Source organism: Streptomyces sp. NPDC000348, assembly GCF_042898795.1.
GTDB lineage: Bacteria > Actinomycetota > Actinomycetes > Streptomycetales > Streptomycetaceae > Streptomyces.
The window spans coordinates 29,518-51,979 of record NZ_JBIAZD010000025.1 but is presented as its reverse complement, the minus strand read 5'-3'; the positions used below and the strand labels follow the sequence as shown (position 1 = coordinate 51,979).

The 22,462-nt window shown below is 72.9% G+C and carries 23 protein-coding genes; 13 read left to right on the top strand and 10 right to left on the bottom strand.

Annotated elements, in window-relative coordinates:
• The first annotated feature begins 50 nt into the window (after positions 1 to 50).
• Positions 51 to 1,553, top strand: coding sequence for an LVIVD repeat-containing protein (locus ACFY3N_RS33095; RefSeq protein WP_390820506.1), 1,503 nt, complete (start codon positions 51 to 53; stop codon positions 1,551 to 1,553).
• Here the strand turns inward: ACFY3N_RS33095 and ACFY3N_RS33090 are convergent.
• The 4 genes from ACFY3N_RS33090 to ACFY3N_RS33075 all read right to left on the bottom strand — a co-directional run bounded on the left by ACFY3N_RS33090 (position 1,541) and on the right by ACFY3N_RS33075 (position 4,483).
• On the bottom strand, positions 1,541 to 2,218 hold the full coding sequence (locus ACFY3N_RS33090) for a TetR/AcrR family transcriptional regulator (protein ID WP_390820505.1): 678 nt from the start codon (positions 2,216 to 2,218) through the stop codon (positions 1,541 to 1,543). The genes ACFY3N_RS33095 and ACFY3N_RS33090 overlap by 13 nt on opposite strands.
• Before the next feature lie 176 nt (positions 2,219 to 2,394).
• A complete protein-coding gene (locus ACFY3N_RS33085) occupies positions 2,395 to 3,075 on the bottom strand; it encodes a phosphatase PAP2 family protein (protein WP_390820504.1) in 681 nt (226 codons plus the stop codon).
• Positions 3,076 to 3,317: 242 nt separating this feature from the next.
• Positions 3,318 to 3,689 (bottom strand): MerR family transcriptional regulator, encoded by a 372-nt coding sequence (locus ACFY3N_RS33080; protein WP_390820503.1) that lies wholly within the window; start codon positions 3,687 to 3,689, stop codon positions 3,318 to 3,320.
• Positions 3,690 to 3,715: 26 nt separating this feature from the next.
• Positions 3,716 to 4,483: an SDR family NAD(P)-dependent oxidoreductase gene (locus tag ACFY3N_RS33075; protein WP_390820502.1), complete on the bottom strand. Its 768-nt coding sequence runs from the start codon at positions 4,481 to 4,483 to the stop codon at positions 3,716 to 3,718.
• A gap of 272 nt (positions 4,484 to 4,755) precedes the next feature.
• Here ACFY3N_RS33075 and ACFY3N_RS33070 point away from each other — a divergent pair, with 272 nt between their 5' ends.
• A complete protein-coding gene (locus tag ACFY3N_RS33070) occupies positions 4,756 to 5,493 on the top strand; it encodes a dienelactone hydrolase family protein (protein WP_390820501.1) in 738 nt (245 codons plus the stop codon).
• Positions 5,494 to 6,040: 547 nt separating this feature from the next.
• On the opposite strand, the gene ACFY3N_RS33065 is transcribed toward ACFY3N_RS33070, so the two are convergent.
• Complete coding sequence (locus tag ACFY3N_RS33065) at positions 6,041 to 6,976, bottom strand: M56 family metallopeptidase (RefSeq protein WP_390820500.1); 936 nt, start codon at positions 6,974 to 6,976, stop codon at positions 6,041 to 6,043.
• Positions 6,977 to 7,080: 104 nt separating this feature from the next.
• Positions 7,081 to 7,629 (bottom strand): DUF5134 domain-containing protein, encoded by a 549-nt coding sequence (locus tag ACFY3N_RS33060; protein WP_390820499.1) that lies wholly within the window; start codon positions 7,627 to 7,629, stop codon positions 7,081 to 7,083.
• Between the two features lie 158 nt (positions 7,630 to 7,787).
• On the opposite strand from ACFY3N_RS33060, the gene ACFY3N_RS33055 reads away from it, so the two are divergent.
• Together ACFY3N_RS33055 and ACFY3N_RS33050 are read left to right on the top strand one after the other, a co-directional pair.
• Positions 7,788 to 9,473 carry an FUSC family protein gene (locus tag ACFY3N_RS33055; RefSeq protein ID WP_390820498.1) on the top strand — a complete coding sequence of 562 codons (1,686 nt, stop codon included), beginning with the start codon at positions 7,788 to 7,790 and terminating at the stop codon, positions 9,471 to 9,473.
• Complete coding sequence (locus ACFY3N_RS33050; RefSeq protein ID WP_390820497.1) at positions 9,470 to 10,051, top strand: MarR family winged helix-turn-helix transcriptional regulator; 582 nt, start codon at positions 9,470 to 9,472, stop codon at positions 10,049 to 10,051. The genes ACFY3N_RS33055 and ACFY3N_RS33050 overlap by 4 nt, the downstream gene beginning before the upstream one ends.
• A 217-nt stretch (positions 10,052 to 10,268) precedes the next feature.
• On the opposite strand, the gene ACFY3N_RS33045 is transcribed toward ACFY3N_RS33050, so the two are convergent.
• Positions 10,269 to 10,667: a VOC family protein gene (locus tag ACFY3N_RS33045; protein ID WP_390820496.1), complete on the bottom strand. Its 399-nt coding sequence runs from the start codon at positions 10,665 to 10,667 to the stop codon at positions 10,269 to 10,271.
• 82 nt (positions 10,668 to 10,749) lie between these two features.
• On the opposite strand from ACFY3N_RS33045, the gene ACFY3N_RS33040 reads away from it, so the two are divergent.
• Positions 10,750 to 11,292, top strand: coding sequence for a GNAT family N-acetyltransferase (locus ACFY3N_RS33040; protein ID WP_390820495.1), 543 nt, complete (start codon positions 10,750 to 10,752; stop codon positions 11,290 to 11,292).
• A 4-nt stretch (positions 11,293 to 11,296) separates the two neighbouring features.
• Here ACFY3N_RS33040 and ACFY3N_RS33035 read toward each other — a convergent pair whose 3' ends face one another.
• A complete protein-coding gene (locus tag ACFY3N_RS33035; RefSeq protein WP_390820494.1) occupies positions 11,297 to 11,980 on the bottom strand; it encodes a glycerophosphodiester phosphodiesterase in 684 nt (227 codons plus the stop codon).
• Between the two features lie 253 nt (positions 11,981 to 12,233).
• Here ACFY3N_RS33035 and ACFY3N_RS33030 point away from each other — a divergent pair, with 253 nt between their 5' ends.
• The 4 genes from ACFY3N_RS33030 (at position 12,234) to ACFY3N_RS33015 (ending at position 16,131) form a co-directional block, all read left to right on the top strand.
• Positions 12,234 to 13,631 carry a DUF6421 family protein gene (locus tag ACFY3N_RS33030; RefSeq protein ID WP_390820493.1) on the top strand — a complete coding sequence of 466 codons (1,398 nt, stop codon included), beginning with the start codon at positions 12,234 to 12,236 and terminating at the stop codon, positions 13,629 to 13,631.
• Between the two features lie 38 nt (positions 13,632 to 13,669).
• Complete coding sequence (locus ACFY3N_RS33025) at positions 13,670 to 14,416, top strand: SDR family NAD(P)-dependent oxidoreductase (RefSeq protein WP_390820492.1); 747 nt, start codon at positions 13,670 to 13,672, stop codon at positions 14,414 to 14,416.
• Positions 14,413 to 15,483, top strand: coding sequence for a threonine aldolase family protein (locus ACFY3N_RS33020; RefSeq protein ID WP_390820491.1), 1,071 nt, complete (start codon positions 14,413 to 14,415; stop codon positions 15,481 to 15,483). The genes ACFY3N_RS33025 and ACFY3N_RS33020 overlap by 4 nt, the downstream gene beginning before the upstream one ends.
• A 75-nt stretch (positions 15,484 to 15,558) precedes the next feature.
• Positions 15,559 to 16,131 carry a transglutaminase family protein gene (locus ACFY3N_RS33015; RefSeq protein ID WP_390820490.1) on the top strand — a complete coding sequence of 191 codons (573 nt, stop codon included), beginning with the start codon at positions 15,559 to 15,561 and terminating at the stop codon, positions 16,129 to 16,131.
• A 24-nt stretch (positions 16,132 to 16,155) separates the two neighbouring features.
• Here the strand turns inward: ACFY3N_RS33015 and ACFY3N_RS33010 are convergent, their stop codons facing one another.
• The gene (locus ACFY3N_RS33010; protein WP_390820489.1) at positions 16,156 to 16,884 is read right to left on the bottom strand and encodes a lysophospholipid acyltransferase family protein; all 729 of its coding nucleotides are present in this window, start codon (positions 16,882 to 16,884) and stop codon (positions 16,156 to 16,158) included.
• A gap of 231 nt (positions 16,885 to 17,115) precedes the next feature.
• Here ACFY3N_RS33010 and ACFY3N_RS33005 point away from each other — a divergent pair, with 231 nt between their 5' ends.
• The 4 genes from ACFY3N_RS33005 to ACFY3N_RS32990 all read left to right on the top strand — a co-directional run bounded on the left by ACFY3N_RS33005 (position 17,116) and on the right by ACFY3N_RS32990 (position 20,233).
• A complete protein-coding gene (locus ACFY3N_RS33005; RefSeq protein ID WP_390820552.1) occupies positions 17,116 to 17,475 on the top strand; it encodes a thioredoxin family protein in 360 nt (119 codons plus the stop codon).
• 217 nt (positions 17,476 to 17,692) lie between these two features.
• Positions 17,693 to 18,202, top strand: a complete 510-nt coding sequence (locus ACFY3N_RS33000; protein WP_390820488.1) for a flavin reductase family protein — start codon at positions 17,693 to 17,695, stop codon at positions 18,200 to 18,202.
• Between the two features lie 218 nt (positions 18,203 to 18,420).
• Entirely contained in the window at positions 18,421 to 19,209 is a 789-nt protein-coding gene (locus tag ACFY3N_RS32995; RefSeq protein WP_390820487.1) for an electron transfer flavoprotein subunit beta/FixA family protein, read from the top strand.
• A gap of 61 nt (positions 19,210 to 19,270) precedes the next feature.
• The gene (locus tag ACFY3N_RS32990; RefSeq protein ID WP_390820486.1) at positions 19,271 to 20,233 is read left to right on the top strand and encodes an electron transfer flavoprotein subunit alpha/FixB family protein; all 963 of its coding nucleotides are present in this window, start codon (positions 19,271 to 19,273) and stop codon (positions 20,231 to 20,233) included.
• A 255-nt stretch (positions 20,234 to 20,488) separates the two neighbouring features.
• On the opposite strand, the gene ACFY3N_RS32985 is transcribed toward ACFY3N_RS32990, so the two are convergent.
• Positions 20,489 to 21,979 (bottom strand): hypothetical protein, encoded by a 1,491-nt coding sequence (locus ACFY3N_RS32985; protein ID WP_390820551.1) that lies wholly within the window; start codon positions 21,977 to 21,979, stop codon positions 20,489 to 20,491.
• Positions 21,980 to 22,462 lie beyond the last annotated feature (483 nt).

Here is a 22,462-nt window from a genome sequence, read left to right as displayed (position 1 = left end):
CTGCCGGTGCGAAAACCGTTCCGAGGCGAACGGAACCAGGGAGGAAAACAGTGATCCTGTTGAGCGTTTCCCGAACCCGGCGCAGACGCCTGGGAGTTGCCGCGGCGGCAGGCGGACTGCTGGCCGCGCTGCTCACCGCCGCGCCGGCCGCGGCGATCCCCGACCCCGGGGACTCGCCGGCCGCCGAGAAGAAGGTCTCGCGCAGCGACCAGGCCGAGGCGCGCGAGGCCATACAGAGCGGCGAGATACCCGGCCAGGACGAGATCGTCCACTCCGACAACATCCGGCACGTGGCCCACGTCCCCAAGGACGCGCTGCCCGGCACCAACTCGGACCTGGCCTTCCAGGGCCGGTACGCCTTCGCCGGCAACTACGACGGCTTCCGCATCTTCGACATCAGCGACCCGAAGGCGCCGAAGACGGTCGCCCAGGTGCTGTGCCCCGGCTCGCAGAACGACATCTCCGTCTCCGGCGACCTGCTGTTCCTGTCCACCGACTCCTCGCGCAGCGACAGCAGTTGCAACAGCACCACGCAGCCGGCGACCGAGAAGTCCTCGTGGGAGGGCATGAAGGTCTTCGACATCAGCGACAAGCGGAACCCCCGCTATGTCGCCGCCGTCGAGACCGCCTGCGGCTCGCACACCCACACGCTGGTGCCCGAGCGCAAGAACGTCTACGTCTACGTCTCGTCGTACTCGCCGAACGCGGCCTACCCCGACTGCCAGCCGCCGCACGACGGCATCTCGGTGATCAAGGTGCCGCGCAAGGCCCCGCACGAGGCGGCGCTGGTCGGCTTCCCGGTGCTGTTCCCGGGTGAGGGCCCGGACGGCGGCGGCAACCCCGGCGCGCCCACCAACCCGGGTGTCTCCAAGACCACCGGCTGCCACGACATCACCGTGCTGCCGTCGAAGGACCTGGCCGCCGGCGCCTGCATGGGCGACGGCATCCTGTTCTCCATCAAGGACCCCGAGCGGCCCAAGGTGATCGACCGGGTGCAGGACAACGTCAACTTCGCGTTCTGGCACTCGGCGACCTTCAACCAGAAGGCGAACAAGGTCGTCTTCACCGACGAACTGGGCGGCGGTGGCGGCGCCACCTGCAACGCGGAGATCGGCCCGAACCGCGGCGCGGACGGCATCTACGACATCGTCGGCAAGGGCGACCGGCAGAAGCTGGTCTTCCGCAGCTACTTCAAGATCCCCCGCCACCAGGCGGACACCGAGAACTGCGTGGCCCACAACGGCTCGCTGATCCCGGTCAAGGGCAAGGACCTGATGGTCCAGGCCTGGTACCAGGGCGGCGTCTCCGTCTGGGACTTCACCGACTCCTCGAAGCCCAAGGAGATCGCCTACTTCGAGCGCGGTCCGCTGAGCACGGAGCAACTCGTCACCGGCGGCTCCTGGTCGGCGTACTACTACAACGGCTACATCTACTCGAACGACATCGCCAAGGGCTTCGACGTCCTGAGGATCGACGACCGGCGCACGGACCCGGCCGGCCGGGTCCACCTGCGTGAGCTCAACGTGCAGACCCAGCCGGACTACTTCGACTGAGCGTCCGGCCCCGTCGCGAAGAACCGGGCGATGTCCGGCCGGCCCTTCCGGCACGTCCCGCCGGGCACCTCGGTGTCCGGCGGGACGCCCATCTCCCAGTCGAGCCGGTAACGTTTGAACAGCTCCGCGCGCAGCACCGGGACCGGCATGGGCGCGCCCGGCATCAGGGCCGCGTACACGGCGCCCATCAGCAGGGCGCGCAGCATCGGGTAGTCCGCGTCGACGTCGTGGGAGCCGTGCCGGGCGACGGTGTCGCTCAGCAGCTCGGCCAGCCGTCGCTGTTCGGGGCAGGGCAGGAAACCCTCGGCCTGCAGCAGTCCGGCCATGTGCTGGCGCATCAGGAGCGGCCGGTCCCGCGCCAGGCCCAGGATCGCGTCGATGGCCCGTGCCATCCGCTCCCGGCCGTCCTCGGTGTGCGGCTCCCGCTCCAGGGCCTCCTCCAGGGTGCGGTGCATCAGCCGGTGCACCGCGGACTGCACGAGCTGGCGCTTTCCCGGGAAGTAGTACGACACCAGGCCCCGCGCGGAGCCCGCCCGGTCGGCGATGTCGCCCAGCGTCGTCGCCTCGTACCCGTGCTCGTCGACCAACTCCACGGCGGCGTGCAGAAGTCGCTCCTTCGAACGCCTCCGCAACTCTTCATTGACCAGGGCGCTGCGCGGGGACATGCTGGACTCCTGCGTTGACTGGCTGCCAGCCAACTATACTCAGCGCGTCCGGAAATGCCCCTTGGCGGGCTTTTCCGGGTTGCCGTCCACCTCGGGCGACGCGGGGGATCGTCCGAGGTGGACGGTCTTGTGCGCAGCGGAAGTAGCCTCGGGCTACCGGCTCGCGGCGCCCGGACTCACCGGCCCGCCGGGCACCGCCGCCGGTGGACCAGCACGGCCACCGCCACGACCAGGGCGCCGATCAGCCAGCCGCCGAGGACGTCCGTGGGCCAGTGGACGCCGAGCCAGACCCGGGTGAGGCCGACGCCGGTCACCGAGAGGACCGCCACGACGAGCGCCGCGCGCCACAGGAGGCGGCCCACCCCGTGACGGTGCAGCAGCCACAGCAGCAGGCTGCAGACGACCGTCGCGGTCATGGCGTGCCCCGACGGGAACGCCGCGTAGTGCGCGGAGTCCACCGGGTCGGGCCAGACCGGGCGGGCGCGGTCCAGCGCGGCCTTCAGCCCCTGCTGCACCACCGTTCCGACGGCGACCGTGAGCACCAGCCAGAGCGCCGACCAGGGGGCCGCGTACCGCCGGACGAGCAGCGCCGCCGCCACACCGCACAGCACCCGCATCGTCCAGGGGTCCCAGACCCAGTCCGTCAGGATGCGGGACGCCTGTGTCACCCCCCGCTCCTCGACCGCCCAGCGATGCGTGGTCCGGGCGATGTCGGAGTCCAGCTCGAGCAGCGGGCGCCACTCGACGCCGACGAGCGTCAGCAGCAGCGCCGAGCACAGCGCGAGCACTCCGGTGGACAGGGTGGCCGGGCGGTGCTCCGGTGGCCTGGGCGGGGATTCGGTGTGGGGGGTGTGCATGAGGCGATCCTCGCCGAACGCCGGTGTCCGGGGCCAGTACCCCGCCCCCCGCCGGGCCTTTCCGGGCGCGCGGCGGCCCCTTTCCCGAGCGTGCGCCGCCCCTTCCGGGGGTCTGACGCTGGCGACCTCGCGTAATCGCGAGTCGCGTATTCCTTGGCCGGTGAGGGCTCGTGGTCACCGTGAGCGGCCGTGGGGAGCGCAGCGACTCCAGGTTCCTCCGGCTTCTGCGACGAGGCGGGCGGTCAGGCCACTGGGCGGATCCGGCCACCGGTTGCCTGTCGCAACGCGGCCTCCAGCCGGTCGCGGGCCTCGGTCTGGGCAGCGATCCGTTCGTCGAGGACCGCCAGCCGTTCCAACGCGACCCGCAGGCCCTTGTCCGAGGGCGGTGCGGCGGCCACATCGCCGTCCAGGCACGGCAGGAACACCCGCACGTCGTCCAGGGTGAGCCCGGCGACCAGCAGGCAGCGGATGTTGCGGACCCGCACCACCGCCCGCTCGTCGTAGATGCGGTAGCCGTTGGGGGCCCGCCGCGAGGAGATCAGTCCGGCCTGCTCGTAGTGCCGCAGCGCACGGGCGGTCGTCCCGGTCGCCCGGGCCAGCTCACCGATCCGCACCCATCCCACCTCCCGGGCCACTCCTATCACGCCACGACCGCTCCGCCGTCGACGGGGAGTACCACTCCGGTGACGAACGACGCGGCCGGCGCGGCGAGCTGGGTGACTGCCCAGGCCACCTCCTCGGGGCGACCGATCCGGGCCAGTGGGGTGTGCGCCAGCTGCCACTCCCGCACCGCTGCCATCCGCTCCGGCGTCAGGCCCTGGTGCTCGCCGATGGGGGTGTCGATCGCGCCGGGGGCGACCGCCACCACCCGAATCCTGCGGGGTGCCAGCTCGACCGCCCAGCTGCGGGTCAGCAGCTCCAGAGCGGTCTTGGTAGCCGCATAGACCGAGCTGCCGGGCCAGGCCCGCTGCCCCACCGACGTACTGACGTTGACGATCACCCCGCCCGACTTCTCCAGGAGTGGCAGCGCGACCTGGGCCAGCAGGATGGGGGCGACGAGGTTGGTGGCAAGCTGAGCTGTGATCATCTCCGGCGTCAGCGTGCCGAGGGCGCCGCTGCGCACGATGCCTGCGTTGTTGACCAGCACGTCCAGCCGGCCGTGTGTCTCCAGCACGGCCCGGATGATCCGCTCCGGCTCGCCCTCGGCGGTGATGTCGGCGGCCAGCGGCGTGATCCGGTCGTGCCTGGCCGCGGTCTCCTCGAGGGGCTCGGCCCGCCGCCCGATCGCGACCACGTGGGCGCCCTCGGCGGCGAAGGCGCGGGCGACGGCCCGGCCGATCCCGGTGCCGGCTCCGGTGACGGCGACGATCCTGCTGCTCTGCGGTGCGGTGCTGTTCATGCCGGTCATCGTGCAACCCTGCCGCCAGCGGCAAGGTCAAGCAGCGCCTGACGGACGGCAGCCACCGCCGGTGGTCACCGGGGGGCACAGCGACGCCGGGTTCCTCCGGCCTCTTCGGCCAACACCGTGGTCCGGGCAGGGATCCGACAGCGCCGCCGTGGGAACGGGGGTTGTGACGGCTCTTGTGAGCCCTCGCCGTATGTCAGGGGGACACCCGCGCTGTTCTGCCAGTGGCAGAACACCGGCCGGACCGGGCTCGGCGATCACTACAGTCCGGTCTCGTGACGACGATTACGACGTGTACGGTCGAGTACCCGGCCGACGGTTTGACGATGATCGGGCACTTCGCGCTCCCGGCCGGTGTCGACCGCCGGCCCGCGGTGCTGCTCGGACCGGAGGGCATGGGGCTCAGCGACGTCGAGCGCCGCCGGGCCGATGCTCTCGCCGAGCTGGGATACGTAGCGCTGGCCTTCGACCTCCACGGCGGACGCTACTTGGGTGACCCCGAGGAGATGCTGGCCCGTTGCATGCCACTGCTCGCCGATCCCGACCGGATGCGGGGCATCGGCCATGCGGCGCTCGACGTGTTGCGCACCGAACCGCGGACCGACCCCGACCGGATCGCCGCCGTCGGTTACGGCACCGGGGGCGCCATCGCGCTGGAACTCGGGCGTGATGGCGTCGGACTGCGCGCGATCGGGACAGTCAACGCAACCACCACGGGCCGACCGGGCGAGGCGGCACGCATCCGCTGCCCGGTGTGGGCCGGGGTCGGGTCGGAAGACCCGATCATGCCGCCCGCGCAACGGAACGCGTTCGCCGCAGAGATGCAGGCAGCGGGCGTCGACTGGCGCCTCACGGTCTACGGCGGCGCCTTGCACGCCTTCCACCACCCGCCGGTCGACCACCCCGCAGTCCCCGGCGTCGGCTACCACCCACGGCACGCGCAGCGCGCCTGGCGCGACGTCGTCGACCTGCTCGCCGAGTGCCTGCCCGTGACGGAGGGCCTGGGGGCGTGACCCGGGTAAGCACGCCGGCGCCGGGCCTGGTCGGCGTCGCACACTGACCGTCCCCTCCCCTCAAGTCCGCACGGCAGAAACGCATTCGGGCGGATGCCCGATCGCGGAGACGCGTTCGCAACGGCCGCAGTGAATGCCTGATTCACTGCGGCGGAGCCCCTGCCGTGATCACCGCGACCTGCGGCGGGCCACTCCGGCAGCCGGGGCGAGGTGTACGCATGTACTGCGGCAGTGCCGGAAGGGCGGGGCAGCGTGACGATCGAACCGGCGACCGAACGCGGGAGCAGGGGGCGCACTGCGATTGCCGCACGCCCGGTTCGTGCCCCTGTCCGCCACGCCTCCGTCCGCTCCCCGGAGCGATGCGCACGGCCCGGCGTCGACGCGGTCGCCCGGCGCGTCGCCGAACGCGACCCCGCTGCGCGTCGCCGCACGTAGAGCCGGGCGGATCGAGGCTTCAAGATCATCCCGTTGCCCCTTTGGGGCGTATCCCGGTCACACCCCTTCCGGGGCCTTCGGCCGCACCGGGCGCCGTCCTGGCGGTCGCGGGTCAGCCGAGCGCCCGCAGCCCCGGCGCGAACGCCACCAGGACCGGCACCACCGGAACCAGCGACGCCACCGCCGTGAGCCGCAGTCGGCGCCAGGCGGTGAGCCGGTCCGGGGGAGTGAGCAGCCGGCGCACCCGGGCCGGGACATGGGCCTGCGGGGCCGGACAGGGGCCGAACACGCCGCGGTGCTCGTTGAGTTCCACCAGTGCGAGGGCCGTGGTCAGCCGGCCGAACCGGCGGGACGCCATGTCGTCGGCGGCGAGTTCGACCAGCCGGTGCATCTCGTCGCGGAACGCCGCGAACACCGGAACCTGCGGGAAACCGCCCGCCAGCGCGGAGGAGCAGTGCAGCAGCCAGTCGTGCCGGGCCTGCGCGTGCCCCTGCTCGTGGGCGAGGACGGCGTCCAGCTGCCGGCCCCTCAGCCGGCGCAGCGCGGCCGTGGTGACGACCAGCCGGGGCGGGGCACCGGGCAGCCACCAGGCGTCGGGCCGCTCGCCCTCCAGCACCACGAGCCGGTCGGCGCCCGGCTGCTCCCCGGGCAGCAGCGGGGCCCGCACCCGCAGTTCGGCGCGGCGCGTCCGGCGCCGGGCGCGGGCCCGTACGACCTCCCGGACCAGCATCACCGCGCTCCACAGCCCGCCGCACGCCAGCGCCACCGCGGTGGTCTGCGCCCAGAGCCCGGCCGTGCCGAGCGCGTACGCCTCCACGACCGCACCGGGCGCGGTGGCGAAGACATGGCCGCCCACCGCCCGCCAGGCGGCCGCCGCGCTGAACGTCATCGACAGCGCGCAGCACAGCAGCACCGCCGCGATCACGCACTGCCACGCCCACAGCGCCACCACCGGTTCACGGTCCGGCCAGTCGGCCCGGGCGAGCAGCCGGGGACCCAGGACAGCGGTCAGGACGCCGAACAGCAGCAGTGCCGCGGGGAGGGCCATGCGTGCAGCCTATGAGCGCGGACAGCCCGAGGACACGGACGAACGGCCCGAAGTGACGCAGCCAACGGTCCCGCACCGTCGTCGCCGCACCGTGCGCCCCGCCCTCACATCGTCAGCAGCATCGCCACCATCGCGATCCCCATGGACAGCCGGCAGACCCGCGCCAGCTCCGGCCGGTCGCCCCAGCCGGCGTCCCGGCCGCTCCCCGCCACGGCGGCCGCGGGCACCAGCCGTACGCCGGTGGCGAGCACGTACACGACGAAGTAGAGCAGCAGGGCCCCGGTCAGCAGGGGTGTGCCCGAGCCGCCGTGCCCGTGCCCCTGCCCGGTGGCGGCTGCCATGGTCACCGCCATGTACACCATCGCCCCCGCGCCCACCAGATGGTGCAGATGGCGCGCGCCGGCGCGGGCCGCCCGCAGCGCGTGCAGCCCGGCCGCGCCGAACACCACCGCGAGGGCCGGCCAGGCCCACGCCGGCGGGGTGAACGCCGTCGCGGGCACGGCCATCACGGCCATGCCGAAGCCCATCAGCGCCTCGCCGCCCGCGGCACGGCGCTGCTCCACCACACGGCTGCGCATGCGCAGCAGACAGTAGGCGCCGGCCGCCGCGCAGAGCGCGACCAGCAGCCAGCCGGACGACGCCGGTCCGTGCACCCGAACCTCCCCCTCGAACCGTTCGGTGGTCGGTCATGGCATGCCCGGTCCCGGCGGCGGACACCCGAGCGCACAGGAGTGCGAGGGGAGCGTCCGGGGGAGTGCGGCAGGCCGGCATATATGATTCACGAGTAAAATACCTGCTAACCTTATTCTTCATGAGCAGTGCGACCCCCACCCCCACCGCCCCGCGGGCGGCCCGGCGCCTTCCGCTCGCCGCCGCGCTGCGCCTCGGGCGGCCCTCCGACATCTGGTTCAAGCCGGCCCTCAGCGTGGTCGCCGCCGTCGCCCCGCCCAGCCTGCTCCTGGCGGCCCTCGGCCGGCTCGACCTGGCGATGTACACCATGGCGGGATCGTTGTGCGCCCTCTACGCGCACAACCGCCCGTACGCCGCCCGGGCCAGGGTGCTGGCCTGGGTGGTGCTCGGCATGCTCGGCGGCCTCGCCGTGTCCCTGGTCGCCGCCTCCCTCACCGAGAACGCCGTGGTCCTGGTCACCGTCGGCGCCGTCCTGGCCGCCGTGCAGAAGGCGCTGTGCGACGCCACCCGGGTGGGCCCGCCCGGCCCCGTGATCCTCACCTTCGTCAGCTCCGCCTCACTGTTCGTGCCGCAGACCTTCGGACAGGTCCCCGGCCATCTCGCGCTCGCCGCCGTGGCCGGCGCCTGGGCCTACCTGGTGGGCATGGCGCCCGCGCCGCTCCGGCCGCACGGCCCCGAACGCCGCGCCACCGCCCAGGCGCTGAACGCCGCCGCCGCGTACGCCGGGACCGGCGGCACCGGCGACGACCGCACCGGGGCCCGCGCCGCCGCCTACGCCGCCGTGCAGGCCGCCTGGCAGTCCCTGCTCTCCACCGGCGACCGGCCCTCCGCCACCCGCCGCGCGCTCGAGCGGCTCGTCGTCCGCGCGGAAGTCGCGCTCGCCGCGCCCGCCGACGCCGACCCCGTGCGCCTGCGCGCCTGGGCCGGTGCACTGCGCGGCACCGGCGCCGTCCCGCGCACCGAGGACGCCCGCGCGGACGCCGGCGAACTCCTCGGCGTGGCCGCCGAGCGCGCCACCCCGCCACGCCCCCTGTGGGCCGGGCTCGGCCCCCTCACCCCGATCGCCGTCCGCACCGCCCTCGGCTGCGCGCTCGCCGGGTACGCCTCCCTCGCCCTCGGCATCGGCCGCCCCTACTGGGCCGTGGTCACCGCGGCCTCGCTCTACCAGGCCAACGTCACCCTCACCTGGAACCGGGCCGTCCAGCGCGTCGTCGGCAACCTCGCCGGCGTGCTGCTCTTCGCCGCCGTCGTCCCCGTCGCCCACCTCGGCCCGCTCGCCCTCGTCCTCTGCTGCCTGCTGTTCAACTTCGGCGCCGAGGCGCTCATCGGCCGCAACTACTGGCTCGGCACCGTCTGCGTGACCCCGCTCGCGCTGCTCGTCACCGAGTTCGCCGGCTACCAGCGACCCGGCGACCTGATCACCGAGCGCGCGGTGGACACCGTGGTCGGCGCCCTGGTCGGCTTCGCCGCCGCCGTGGCCGTCACCAACCGGCGGGCGGGCGACCGCGTGGAGCGGGCGCTCACCACGGCCGACCGGGCCCGCGAACACGCCGCGCGCCTCCTGGCCGGGCCCCGGCCGGCCCCCGCCGCCCTGGACGCCGCCCGCCGTGACCTCGCCGCCGCCCTGGTCGACCTGCGGGCCACCGCCGACGCCGCGGCCGGCGAGTGGTGGCAGCGCGCGCCGGCCCAGGAGCGGGTCGTGCTCGCCGAGCAGTCGGGACACCGTACGCTCGCGGCGACGGTACGACGCCAGGGGCTGCTCCCGGACCCCGGCACGGGCACGAACACGGAGGACGTACGGCCATGACGGCGACCGAAGGACCAGCGGCGGCCGGCGGCGAGGGACCGGAGACGGCCGACGGGGACGTGCCCGGCCGCTCGCGGGGCGACACCGTCGCCGCCGTCGTCCGGCAGTGGCGGGCCGTCCACCCCGGCCTCGACACCGGCCCCATGGAGGTCATCGGCCGCATCAACCGCTGTGCCGCCCTCCTCCAGCAGGCGGAGGACGCCCCGCTGCGCCGCGCCGGGCTGACCCGCCCGGAGTTCGACCTGCTGGGCGCGCTGCGCCGCACCGGCCACGAGCTGACGCCCAGCGAGCTGGCCCGCGAGACCTTCTCCTCCGGCGCCGCCGTCACCAAGCGCCTCAAGCAGCTCACCGAACGCGGACTGGTGGAACGCCGCGGCGACACCCGCGACCGCCGGGTCGCCCACGTCCGCCTCACCGACTCCGGACGCGACCTGGTCGACGGCATCCTGCCCGCACAGCTCGCCTACGAGACCGCCGTGCTGTCGGGTCTGGGCGGCCCGGAACTCGGCGAGCTCGCCGCCCTGCTCGGCGAGTTGCTCGGCCAGCTGGAAGGACGCCTGGGCGCGCTGCGGGCGTGACGGCCGCGGGTCCCCCGCTCACCTCTCGTCCGCCGCCCGGCGCACTCCGGACACCGCCCCCCGCGCATCGGGGAGCGCGACGACGCGCGGGCCCTCAGGACGCGGGGACGGGCTCCGCCGGCACCGTGCGCTCCACCGGCGCGGACCGGCTCACGGCGCTCCCCTCCGCCCCCTCGCCACGCCGGGCCCGGCCGTCCGGCGCGGGCGTGCGCCGCCCTCAGATGCCGGGCCGGTACCGCAGCGGGTGTCCGGCCGGGACCTCGACCAGCACGATCGGTGTGCCGTCCGGGTCCGCGATCCACATCTCGATCAGGCCCCACGGCTCCTGCACCGGAGGACGGACGACGTCGACGCCCGCGTCCGCCAGTTCCTCGTGCGCGGCCGCGACGTCCTCGACCTGGAGCCACAGCCGTACGTCCGGGGACGCCGCCGAGGAGGGGTCCGCGCGGCCCGAGAGCTCCAGGAACCCCCCGCCGAGGAAGTAGACGGTGCCGCGTTCCGGACCGGTGCCGAACTCGCGGTGGACGGCGAGGCCCAGCCGCTCCCCGTAGAAGGCGCGGGAGCGGTCGGGGTCGGTGGGGCGGAGCAGGACGCGGCTGCTCAGTACGTGCACCATGCGGCCGAGCGTAGCGGCCGGGTTACCCTCGTTCCCGCCCGAATCACGCCGGAAGGCGCCCAGACGAACCGGAGACGTGCCCATGGAATCCGCCACCGACACCGCACTGACCTTCCGCGACGCGACCGACGCCGATGTGGACGTCCTCGTCGCGCTGATCGAGTCGGCGTACCGGGGCGAGTCCAGCCGGACCGGGTGGACCACCGAGGCGGACATCCTCCAGGGGCAGCGGACCGATCCGGAGGGTGTGCTGGAGGTCATCAAGTCGCCGGACAGCCGGCTGCTCACGGTGGAGCGCCGGGGCCGCGTCGTGGCCTGCTGCCAGCTGGAGCACCGCGGCGCGTACGCCTACTTCGGGATGTTCGCGGTCAGCCCCGCCCTCCAGGGCGCCGGACTCGGCAGGACGATCATCGCGGAGGCGGAGCGCCGGGCCCGCGAGACCTGGGGCGTGGGCGAGATGCACATGACGGTGATCTCCGTGCGGGAGGACCTGATCGCCTGGTACGAGCGGCGCGGCTACCGCCGTACGGGGAAGACGACGCCCTTTCCCTACGGCGACGAGCGCTTCGGCATTCCGCTCCGTGACGACCTGCGGTTCGAGCTGCTGGTGAAGGAACTGGTCTGACGGCTCATGCCGTGAAGCGGCCGGTGCGCTTGATCTCCGGGTAGTCGGTGGTGGCGCCGTCGAGCCCCAGGGCCCGTACCAGCCTCAGGTGGTCCTGGGTGTTCACCACCCAGCCGATGATCCTCAGCTCGGCCTCCCGCGCCCGCTCGACGATCTCCAGGGTGAGCCGGCGGATGTTGAGGCAGACGGTCGAGGCGCCGGCCCCGACCGCCCGGTCCACGACGTCGGTGCCGTAGCGGCTCGCGATGAGGGCCGTACGCGCCCCGGGAACCAGGCGGGCGGTCTCCGCGATCGCCTCGTCGTGGAACGAGGACACCTCGACCCGGCCGGCCAGGTCCCGTTCGTTCATCACCCCGGCCAGCGCCCGCGCCGCGCGGACGTCCTTGATCTCGGCCTGCAGAGGCGTCCGGACGGCGTCGAGCACCTCCTCGAAGAGGGGAATCCGCTCGCCCCGCCCGGCGTCCAGGGCGCGCAGCTCGGCGAGGTTCTTGTCGGCGATCGCGCCCGTGCCGTCCGTGGTGCGGTCCACCTCCGTGTCGTGCATGACGACGAGCGCGCCGTCCTTGCTCAGATGCAGATCGAGTTCGATGACGTCGAGGCCCGCCTCCTGGGCGGCGACGAAGGACCGGAGGGTGTTCTCGGGCTCGACACCCATCACTCCGCGGTGACCGATGGTGAGGAAGTTCAAGGTCCGACTCGCTTCCGTCGACGGCGGCGGGGGGCCGCGTCCCTACGGCCCTTCTGGACCGTATCGCCTGTGCCCGCCGCGTCCAGAGGCTGCACCCGGATCGCAGGCACCGTCGCCCACCCTGGTGTCTCACAGGAAAAAATGCGGTGAGAGCGGGGGTGGGGCAGGATAATTTCCTGAGGTGCCCCTTGCTGGGAGAAACCTCGTATGTATACGGTCTCCTTACGCGAGGTTCTCCCGTGGAGGATGGGATATGACGGAAATTCTTGTGCAGGTGGGTACCGAAGAGCAGGTTCCTTCGGTGACCAGGGTGGTGGAGCACCCGGCGTGGCCCGTGCTCAAGGATGCCGTGGAGCGGATCCGGCCCTGGCAGTCCAAGGACGGCTCGATCGACTTCGACGCCGACGGTGCCCCGGACCGCGCCGACGCCGAGCGCGCGGTGCGCACCGTGATCGGTGCCGTCGAGGAGCTCTCCCCGCTGCTCCCGCACGACCGCGCCTACCACGAGGCGCTCGCCGCGGACCTGGGCCGCTGGGCCGAGGGCGGCTTCGAGGTGCCGGACTTCCTCGACTCGCTGCTGGCCTTCCAGCCGGCCGCGAGCCGCGCGGACGGCCTCCAGCACCTGGTCGTCTTCCCGATGTACACCCAGAACGGCAACCCGGACCGCAATCTCGAGGCGGTCGTGCTGCGCATGGTCTGGCCCGACTGGCTGGCCGAGCTGGAGCGCACCCGCTACGACAACCCGCTGTTCTGCGGCATCACCTTCGAGGACTTCACCTCGGGCTACGACACCAACTCCGCGGTCCTCTTCCCGGAGACCATCGCGGTGCGCGAGGCCCCGGAGCGGTTCTCCTGGGGCGGCATCTTCTGCGACCGCGAGGCCGCCCGATTCCGCCGCGTCACCGAGGCCGCCGTGAACATCCTGGGCCTGGAGCTGCCCGAGGACGTCGCCGCCATGGTGCACGACCAGAAGCGCTGCGAAGAGGCGTTCGTGCTCTGGGACATGGTCCACGACCGCACCCACAGCCACGGCGACCTGCCGTTCGACCCATTCATGATCAAGCAGCGCCAGCCGTTCTGGATGTACGGCCTGGAGGAGCTGCGCTGCGACCTCACCGCCTTCAAGGAGGCCGTGAAGCTGGCCGGCGACGGTGTCCCGCAGGCCCGTGACGTGCAGGTCGCGGTGCTCTTCGACCGCATGTTCCGCTTCCCGGTCACCGGTGAGCGCGTGCGCAACTACGACGGCCTCGGCGGCCAGCTGCTCTTCGCCTACCTGCACAAGCACGACGTCGTCCGCTGGACCGACAACAAGCTCTCCATCGACTGGGAGCGCGCCCCGCAGGTCACCAACCGGCTGTGCGCCGAGATCGAGACGCTGTACCGCGACGGCATCGACCGCCCCAAGCTCGTCCACTGGTTCGCCGGGTACGAGCTGGTCTCCACCTACCTCCCCCCGCACCCGGGCTCCACGTGGGCCAAGGGTCCCGACGCCCTCGACCTGACGCTGCCGCCGCGGAAACTCGTCGATGACGTGCTTCCGGACGAGTTTCCGCTGAGCATGTTCTATGAGGCCCTGTCCAAGAAGCTGAAGAACGTGATCGCCTCCACCAAGGGCATCACGGCGGACGGTGCCGAGCGGGTCGCCGCGTGAGCGATCGCGAGTCCACAACTGCTCGGGAGGCGAGGACCATGGGGAACGGGGCGCTCGACGGAGCGGTGATCGCGGTGGCCGGCGCGGGGGGACCCGCGGGCCGGGCGGCACTGCTCAGGTTGGCCGAGGCGGGAGCGGTCGTCGTCGGCTCGGACAACGACCCGGAGCGGCTGGCGGAGGCCGTGGACGCGGCGCGCTACGCGCACGGCGGCGCCACCGTCACCGGCGACACGGTCGACCTGCTGGACCTGGACTCCACCCGTGACTGGGCCGCCCGGATCGAGAAGGAGTTCGGCCGGGTCGACGGACTGGTCCACCTCGTCGGGGGCTGGCGCGGCAGCGAGACCTTCACCAAGACCAGCCTGGACGACTGGGACTTCCTGGAGCTGCTGCTGGTGCGCACCGTGCAGCACACCACCCTCGCCTTCCACGAGGCGCTCCAGCGCAGCGACCGTGGCCGGTACGTCCTGATCAGCGCGGCCGGCGCCAGCAGGCCCACCGCGGGCAACGCCGCGTACGCCGCGGCCAAGGCCGCCGCCGAGGCGTGGACGCTGGCCATGGGCGACTACTTCCGCAAGGCCGGGGGCGATCAGGGGCCGACGTCGGCGGCTGCGATCCTGGTGGTGAAGGCGTTGGTGCACGACGCGATGCGCGCCGACCGCCCCCACGCGAAGTTCGCGGGCTTCACGGACGTCAAGGAACTGGCCGAGGCCATCGCCGGAGTCTGGGACAAGCCCGCCACGGAAGTGAACGGAAACCGTCTGTGGCTGACCGAGAAGCCGTGAACCCACCCAGGACCGACGCGCGTCGTCATCACGACCCGGACGTCCGCGGTTTCGCCAGCGACAACTACGCCGGGGCCCACCCGGAGGTGCTCGCCGCCCTGGCCCTGGCCAACGGCGGGCACCAGGTCGCGTACGGCGAGGACGTGTACACCGAGAACCTCCAGCGGGTGATCCGCAGCCACTTCGGCCCCACGGCCGAGGCGTTCCCCGTCTTCAACGGCACCGGCGCCAACGTCGTCGCGCTCCAGGCGGTCACCGACCGCTGGGGTGCGGTGATCTGCGCCGAGAGCGCCCACATCAACGTGGACGAGGGCGGCGCCCCGGAGCGGGTCGGTGGGATCAAGCTGCTCACCGTGCCCACTCCGGACGGCAAGCTCACCCCCGAGCTGATCGACCGCCAGGCGTACGGCTGGGAGGACGAGCACCGGGCGATGCCCCAGGTGGTCTCCCTCACCCAGGCCACCGAGCTGGGCACGGTGTACACCCCGGACGAGATCCGGGCCATCTGCGAGCACGCCCATGCGCACGGCATGAAGGTGCACGTCGACGGCTCCCGGCTGGCCAACGCCGCCGCCGCGCTGAACGTGCCGATGCGCGCCTTCACCAACGCGGTCGGCGTCGACCTGCTCTCGCTGGGCGGCACCAAGAACGGCGCCCTGTTCGGCGAGGCGGTCGTGGTGCTGAACCCGGACGGCATCCGGCACCTGAAGCACCTGCGCAAGCTGTCCATGCAGCTGGCGTCCAAGATGCGCTTCGTCTCGGTGCAGCTGGAGGCGCTGCTCGCCCGAGACCTGTGGCTGCGCAACGCCCGGCACGCCAACGAGATGGCCCAGCGGCTGGCCGAGGGCGTGCGTGCCGTGCACGGTGTGGAGATCCTCCACCCGGTGCAGGCCAACGCGGTCTTCGCGCGGCTCCCGCACGAGGTGGGCGAGCGCCTGCAGAAGCGGTTCCGCTTCTACTTCTGGGACGAGGCGGCGGGCGACGTCCGCTGGATGTGCGCCTTCGACACCACCGAGGACGACGTGGACACGTTCGTGGCGGCCCTCAAGGAGGAGGCGGCCCGCTAGCAGCGCATGCATAGGTATGCGGTCGACAGGAAATGTATTGACTCCCGGTCGACCGCATACCTATGCTCTGGCGACATGCAGCTGATCCAGCAAAACCCGGACCTCTCCGCCTATCTCGCCGCCGACGAGGCGATCGACCACCACCATCCGCTGGTCCGCGAGACCGCGGCACGCCTCACCGCCGGGGTGGCCGACTCGTATGAATATGCGCGGGCGGCCTTCGAGTTCGTGCGGGACACCATCCCGCACTCCCAGGACTCCGGCGATCCCCGGGTCACCTGGCGCGCCTCCGACGTCCTGGAGCAGGGAACCGGCGTCTGCTACGCCAAGGCCCACGCGCTGACCGCGCTGCTGCGGGCCGAGGACATCCCGACCGCCCTCTGCTACCAGAACCTCGGCGTCGTGCACGGCCTGGTCGCCGTACGGTTCAGGGGTGCCTGGCACCGGCAGGACCCGCGGGGCAACAAGCCCGGAGTGGACGCCCGGTTCTCCCTGGACGGCGAGCGGCTGGCCTTCACCCCCGACCCGGCGTCCGGGGAGGAGGACCACCCGGTCCTGTACGCCGCACCGCACCCGGTCGTACTGGACGCACTCCGGGCCGCTTCCGACCGGCCGCACCTGTGGCGGACGCTTCCCACCGCACTCTGAGTCCGGGGCGGCCGGCCGGTGGCGTCAGTGTGCCTCGGCCTGCCGGACCTGCTCCGGGGTCGGGGCCGTGCCGCCGAGGTGGGCCGGCATCCACCAGGTGTCGTCCGGACCCTTGGGGCGCACCGGGTAGGCGCGCTGCGCCGCCTCCAGCAGCTCCTGCACACGCTCGCGCAGCTGCCGGGTGATCGCGCCCGCGTACTTGTCCCTGGACGCCTCGATCGCCTCGCCCACGCGGATGGTGATCGGGGTGTGGCTGCGCCCGAAGTTGCGCGGGTGGCCCTTGGTCCACAGGCGCTGCGTGCCCCACACCGCCATCGGGACCAACGGCACGCCGGCCTCCTGCGCCAGGCGCGCGGCACCCGACTTGAAGCTCTTCAGGGTGAACGACTGCGAGATCGTCGCCTCCGGGAAGACGCCCACGATCTCCCCCGACCGCAGCGACCGCAGCGCGTGCTCGTACGCCGCCTCGCCCTGCTCGCGGTCCACCGGAATGTGCTTCATGCCGCGCATCAGCGGACCGGAGATCCGGTGCCGGAAGACCGACTCCTTCGCCATGAAGCGGACGAGCCGCTTCTGGGGGAGCGCCGCCAGGCCGTTGAAGACGAAGTCCAGGTAGCTGATGTGATTGCTCACCAGTACGGCGCCGCCCGAGCGCGGTATGTTCTCCGACCCCTGACAGTCGATCTTGAGGTCCCACACCTTGAACAGGGTGCGGGCGAAACCGACGACGGGCCGGTAGACGAGGTCTGCCATGGGCGGGTCGGAACCCTTCCTTCTCTGCCTGGGAAGGAAGCTCCCAGTCGAAGTTACGGAGCCGTAGGTTTACGGCTTGTCGCAGATGCTGCCCGAAGAACGGCCGGTGGACCAGCCCTGGCGCCCGGTGGCGGCGAGATTCTCGTCACGTCCCCTTGATCCACCTCGGGCTTTGCGCGTCCGGACGGGAATGTCCGCGGCCCCGGGGGCGCTGGAAGCCGTTGACAGCGGATCCACGGCGGGAGCGGGCGAGTGCGGGAGCGGGACGGCGGACGACGGTTCACGGCGGGGGAACCATGGGCCGGACCGGAGGAGCGGCTGGGGGAGCGCGCCACCCTGGTGCAGTTCTCCAGCGCCTTCTGCGCGCCCTGCCGGGCGACCCGGCGGGTGCTCGCCGAGGTGGCCGCGCTGGTGCCGGGCGTGGTCCACGTGGAGATCGACGCCGAGGCCCATCTGGACCTCGTGCGCCGTCTGGAGATCGTGAGGACGCCGACGGTGCTGGTCCTCGACGCCGCCGGCCGGATCGTGCGGCGCGCGACCGGACAGCCGCGCAAGGCCGATGTGATCGCCGCGCTCGGGGAGGCCGTGTGAGGGCCGGCCGGGCCGCGGTGGGGCGGCTCCCACATCGCGGGACCGACTTGACTGTGCATGCCACCCGTCGTCAGCCTGGCCCCATGCCTTCGGAACCCCTTCGCCCCCGGCGGGTACCCGGCCGCCCGGCGGCCGCCGTCCGCGCCGCGCGTGTGCGCCGACCGGGCCGGTGAGCAGCCGCGAGCCCGTTCGTCCCCCCACGCAGAAGGACGGTTTCATGACGGCCACGTCCGACCTGGGCACCGCCCGGCCCGCCTCGCCCGAACTGCTGCGCTCCGTCTTCCGCCGGCACGCGGCGGGCGTCGCCGTGATCACCGCGCGCGGTCGCCGCGGTCCGGTCGGCTTCACCGCCACCTCCCTCGCCTCCGTCTCCGCCGAGCCCCCGATGCTCTCCTTCGCCGTCGGCACCGGGAGCTCGAGCTGGCCGGCGATCGCGACGGGCGACCACGTCGGCGTGCACGTCCTCGGGGAGCACCAGCAGGAGCTGGCGGCGACCTTCGCGCGCAGCGGCGCCGACCGCTTCGGTCCGGCCACCGCCTGGCGGGAGGGGCCGAAGGGGGTTCCGGTGCTGGACGACGTGCCGGCCTGGACGGTGTGCAAGGTGGTGGCCCGGGTGCCCGCCGGCGACCACCGGATCGTGGTCGCAGAGGTGCTGCTCGGCGACCCCGACGGCCACGGCCGCCCGCTCCTCTACCACCAGGGACGCTTCAACGGCCTGCGCGACTGAGGCGGGGTTCCGCCTGGTCGCGGTCCCCTCGAGTTCCGGTTACGCTGCGTTGCGAAGGTCACAGTTCAAAGCGCTTGCTTAGCGGGAAAGAACTGGATGTACTGACGAGTAATATTCCGGTCGGAGCGCGGGCCGCCCCGACCGGGACCGCCCTCTTCAGGCGCCTATGCTGCCTGGAGGCAGCCAGCCAGAAATGACGATGCAGTAGGAGAGCCGGCGTGAGCTTGAGGATCGTTGTCACCGTGAAGTACGTGCCCGACGCCACTGGCGACCGGCACTTCGCCGATGACCTGACCGTCGACCGGGACGACGTGGACGGTCTGCTCTCCGAACTGGACGAGTACGCGGTCGAGCAGGCGCTGCAGATCTCGGAGAACTCCGACGACGACGTGGAGATCACCGTGCTGACGGTGGGCCCGGAGGACGCCAAGGACGCCCTGCGCAAGGCGCTGTCCATGGGCGCCGACAAGGCGATCCACGTCGAGGACGACGACCTGCACGGCACCGACGCCATCGGCACCTCCCTGGTCCTGGCCAAGGCGGTCGAGAAGGCCGGCTACGACCTGGTGATCTCCGGCATGGCCTCCACCGACGGCACCATGGGCGTGGTGCCGGCGCTGCTCGCGGAGCGCCTGGGCGTGCCGCAGGTGACCCTGCTGTCCGAGGTGTCCGTCGAGGACGGGGTCGTGAAGGGCCGCCGCGACGGCGACACCGCCTCCGAGCAGCTCGAGGCCTCCCTCCCGGCCGTCGTGTCGGTCACCGACCAGTCGGGTGAGGCGCGCTACCCGTCCTTCAAGGGCATCATGGCGGCCAAGAAGAAGCCGGTTCAGTCCTGGGACCTGTCCGACCTCGACATCGACGAGGACGAGGTCGGCCTGGAGAACGCCTACACGGTCGTCGAGTCGGCGGCCGAGCGTCCCGCCCGCACCGCGGGCACGATCGTCAAGGACGAGGGCGAGGGCGGCAAGCAGCTCGCCGCCTTCCTCGCGGAGCGAAAGTTCGTCTGAGCCACCAGGCTCCGCTCGCTTCCCGCCCCTCACACCTCGCAAGCAGGAGAGAAGAAGTCCCATGGCTGAAGTTCTCGTCTACGTCGACCACGTGGACGGCGCCGTCCGCAAGCCCACCCTGGAGCTGCTGACCCTGGCCCGCCGCATCGGTGAGCCGGTCGCCGTCGCGCTGGGAGGCGGCGCCGCCGACACCGCCGCCGCGCTCGCCGAGCACGGCGCGGTGAAGGTCCTCACCCACGAGGCCGCCGAGTACGCCGACTACCTGGTCGTGCCGAAGGTCGACGCCCTCCAGGCCGCGGTCGCCGCGGTCTCCCCGGCCGCCGTCCTGGTCCCCTCCTCCACCGAGGGCAAGGAGATCGCCGCCCGCCTGGCGCTGCGCCTGGGCTCCGGCGTCATCACCGACGCCGTCGACCTGGAGGCCGGCGACTCCGGCCCGGTGGCCACCCAGTCGGTGTTCGCCGCCTCCTACACCACCAAGTCCCGCGTCTCCAAGGGCACCCCGGTCATCACGGTCAAGCCGAACTCGGCCGCCGTGGAGGCCGCCCCGGCCGCCGGTGCGGTCGAGGCCCTGTCCGTGACCTTCTCCGCCGCGGCGACCGGCACCAAGGTGACCGGCCGTACGCCGCGCGAGTCGACGGGCCGTCCGGAGCTGACCGAGGCCGCGATCGTGGTCTCCGGCGGCCGCGGTGTCAACGGCGCGGAGAACTTCGGACTCATCGAGGCGCTCGCCGACTCGCTCGGCGCGGCCGTCGGCGCCTCGCGCGCCGCCGTCGACGCCGGCTGGTACCCGCACACCAACCAGGTCGGCCAGACCGGCAAGAGCGTCTCCCCGCAGCTGTACATCGCCTCCGGCATCTCCGGCGCGATCCAGCACCGGGCCGGCATGCAGACCTCAAAGACCATCGTGGCCGTCAACAAGGACGCCGAGGCCCCGATCTTCGACCTGGTCGACTACGGCGTCGTCGGCGACCTGTTCGACGTCGTGCCCCAGCTCACCGAGGAGATCAAGGCCCGCAAGGGCTGATCACCCGAGCCGTACGAGGCCCCCGCGACCGCACCGGTCGCGGGGGCCTCGGCGCGTCAGAGGGCCGGGGAGGCCCGGACCGGCAGGGGGCCGCTCGGGAACCGGCCGTCCACCGCGAAGGCCGCCCACCGCCACAGGCGACGTCCGGGAGGCAAGCCGTCCCCGACCCACCGCCGTCCGCGGCGGGGCGGCACCGCGGACCGGGCTCCGGCCGGAGAGGAACGGCCGTGCCGTCGGCCGCCGCGGCGGAGCCGGTCAGCGGCTGTTGCCCGGGCGGTGGACGCTGAGGTCGCCGTAGGCCGACAGAGCGGCGGCCGGGTCACCGGGTTCGTGCCGCAGGGTGGCGTCCAGGAAGGCGAGCGTGGCTGCGGCGACGACGCGCGGGCTCCTGGTGCGGCCCAGGGAGCCGACCAACGAGGGCACCGGCGGCAGGTACAGGGGGCCGTCCATGAAGGTGAGGTGCGCGGCGCCGGGGATGGTGAGCCGGTAGCTCGTCGCACTGTTGAGCCCGAGGGCCCTGATGAGGCGGGGCACGTAGCGCGGGTCGGTGCCGGGGGTGATGGCCTGGGTGAGCGCGAGCGTCGGCTGGTGGAGGGAGGGGGAGGTGGGGCCGTGAGGGTAGCCGTCCAGATCGATGACGGCGTCGAACCGGCGGTCCTGCCGGGCTGCCTGCAGGGCGGCGGCACCCCCCATGGAGTGGCCGGTGACCGCGGCTCGGCCGGTGTCCAGGCGTCCGGTCAGCGGGCCGGTGATCCCCCCTCGGTCCAGCCGGCCCAGCTGGGTGAGGACGAAGCTGAGGTCGGCGGCCCGAACAGCCGTCCAGCCGGCCGCCAGCCTGTCGTCCTCGTCCCGGTCGCCGGTGGAGGCGGTCCTGGTGTGAATCGTCCGGCCGTCGGTGAGGACGACGGCGGCGGAGTCGTACGGGTGGTCGAGGGCGGCGACCACATAGCCGTGGCCGGCCAGTTCCTCCGCCCAGGCGGTGTTCTGGGTACGCACTCCGCCCGACCCGGGGGAGAACAGCACGACCGGGAACCGTCCGCCCCCACCGGCCACCGGGGCGTCGAAGACCGAATGCGTGCGGGCACGCGGGACGCCGTCTACCAGGAAGCCGGGCAGGCCGACCTGGCGGGCGAGGGCATCGGAAACGGTGCGCGCCTCGTGCTCCGTGCGTCCGAGGTACCGGGCCCGCTCCGCGCCTGCGGGGCTCTTCCGCGCGGGATACCAGAACTGGACCACGACCGTGCGCCGGTCGTGCGGATCGGCGGTGAAGCTCTCGGGACGGCGTGGGTCGGTCCACTGCACCACGCGGGTGCCGACCGCGAAACGGCCCGACGGCTCGGGGAACACGGGCACGGGAAAGGCCCAGGCGGCCGACGGGCCCATGGCGATCAGACCGAGGCAGGCCACCGACCCCGGCAACGCCAGCCACCCCCGGGCCCGCCACGCCGGCCGGCCGGTACCTCGTCGCATCAGGGGAGAGACGGCGAACGGCAGCACGAGGGCGGCGGCCGCCAGTACCGGCAGCATCTGCCAGCGGATCCCCACCACACTCAGCACGATCGCGGACGGCACGAGAACCGCCCCCGCCGCGATCGTGACGCGTGGGCGGACAGCGGGGGGAAACCAGCGCGCCACCACCAGCGCGACGGCACCCGGCAGCACAAGGAATTCCAGGGGGGACATGTACAGCCCCGCGATGATCTCGGTCACCCGGCCATCCTCGGCGCGTGGCACGCGCTGCCACATCGGTCCCGGGTCGCCCTCGCGTGCCACCGGAGTCGCAGTCCGTGGCATGTCCCCCGTGCGACCGGAGTCGCAATCGAGCACGCCGGGTCGGCGGCCGCCTTTGCGACCGCGGGAGTAGCGGGACTCCTCCTGCGGTCGTATCCCGGCACGACGCCGTCAGACGGTGGACTCATGCGCTTCGCGGGCCCGCGGTCTACCGTGATCAGGGCCGCGGTACACGCCGGGGAGCGGGGCGCGCGCTCTCCGCACCCGACCGGCTCCGGCCGTACGCGGTGGTGGCCCCGGCCGGGGCCACCAGGACGCTGAATCGACGGGGACACGTGATGACCGAGGCGGCTGCGGAGCCGGGTAGTGCCCACCCGGTGCGCCACCGGGACCGCGTGCGGCGGACGAGGACAGCCGCGGGGCTGAAGGGGTACGCCGACCCGGCCTCCGGGCGAGCGGCGCGACGGGGGAGAGCCGTCCGGCGCCGGGGCCTCCGGC

Excerpts from the sequence above, each read along its gene's own strand:
- ACFY3N_RS33090 (WP_390820505.1), bottom strand. The coding sequence starts at position 2,218 with ATGTCCCCGCGCAGCGCCCTGGTCAATGAAGAGTTGCGGAGGCGTTCG.
- ACFY3N_RS33025 (WP_390820492.1), top strand. The coding sequence starts at position 13,670 with ATGGGGAACGGGGCGCTCGACGGAGCGGTGATCGCGGTGGCCGGCGCG.
- ACFY3N_RS33040 (WP_390820495.1), top strand. The coding sequence starts at position 10,750 with ATGGAATCCGCCACCGACACCGCACTGACCTTCCGCGACGCGACCGAC.
- ACFY3N_RS33010 (WP_390820489.1), bottom strand. The coding sequence starts at position 16,884 with ATGGCAGACCTCGTCTACCGGCCCGTCGTCGGTTTCGCCCGCACCCTG.
- ACFY3N_RS33085 (WP_390820504.1), bottom strand. The coding sequence starts at position 3,075 with ATGCACACCCCCCACACCGAATCCCCGCCCAGGCCACCGGAGCACCGC.
- ACFY3N_RS33030 (WP_390820493.1), top strand. The coding sequence starts at position 12,234 with ATGACGGAAATTCTTGTGCAGGTGGGTACCGAAGAGCAGGTTCCTTCG.
- ACFY3N_RS33075 (WP_390820502.1), bottom strand. The coding sequence starts at position 4,483 with ATGACCGGCATGAACAGCACCGCACCGCAGAGCAGCAGGATCGTCGCC.
- ACFY3N_RS33015 (WP_390820490.1), top strand. The coding sequence starts at position 15,559 with ATGCAGCTGATCCAGCAAAACCCGGACCTCTCCGCCTATCTCGCCGCC.
- ACFY3N_RS33055 (WP_390820498.1), top strand. The coding sequence starts at position 7,788 with ATGAGCAGTGCGACCCCCACCCCCACCGCCCCGCGGGCGGCCCGGCGC.
- ACFY3N_RS33000 (WP_390820488.1), top strand. The coding sequence starts at position 17,693 with ATGACGGCCACGTCCGACCTGGGCACCGCCCGGCCCGCCTCGCCCGAA.
- ACFY3N_RS32990 (WP_390820486.1), top strand. The coding sequence starts at position 19,271 with ATGGCTGAAGTTCTCGTCTACGTCGACCACGTGGACGGCGCCGTCCGC.
- ACFY3N_RS32985 (WP_390820551.1), bottom strand. The coding sequence starts at position 21,979 with ATGTGGCAGCGCGTGCCACGCGCCGAGGATGGCCGGGTGACCGAGATC.
- ACFY3N_RS33050 (WP_390820497.1), top strand. The coding sequence starts at position 9,470 with ATGACGGCGACCGAAGGACCAGCGGCGGCCGGCGGCGAGGGACCGGAG.
- ACFY3N_RS33065 (WP_390820500.1), bottom strand. The coding sequence starts at position 6,976 with ATGGCCCTCCCCGCGGCACTGCTGCTGTTCGGCGTCCTGACCGCTGTC.
- ACFY3N_RS33045 (WP_390820496.1), bottom strand. The coding sequence starts at position 10,667 with ATGGTGCACGTACTGAGCAGCCGCGTCCTGCTCCGCCCCACCGACCCC.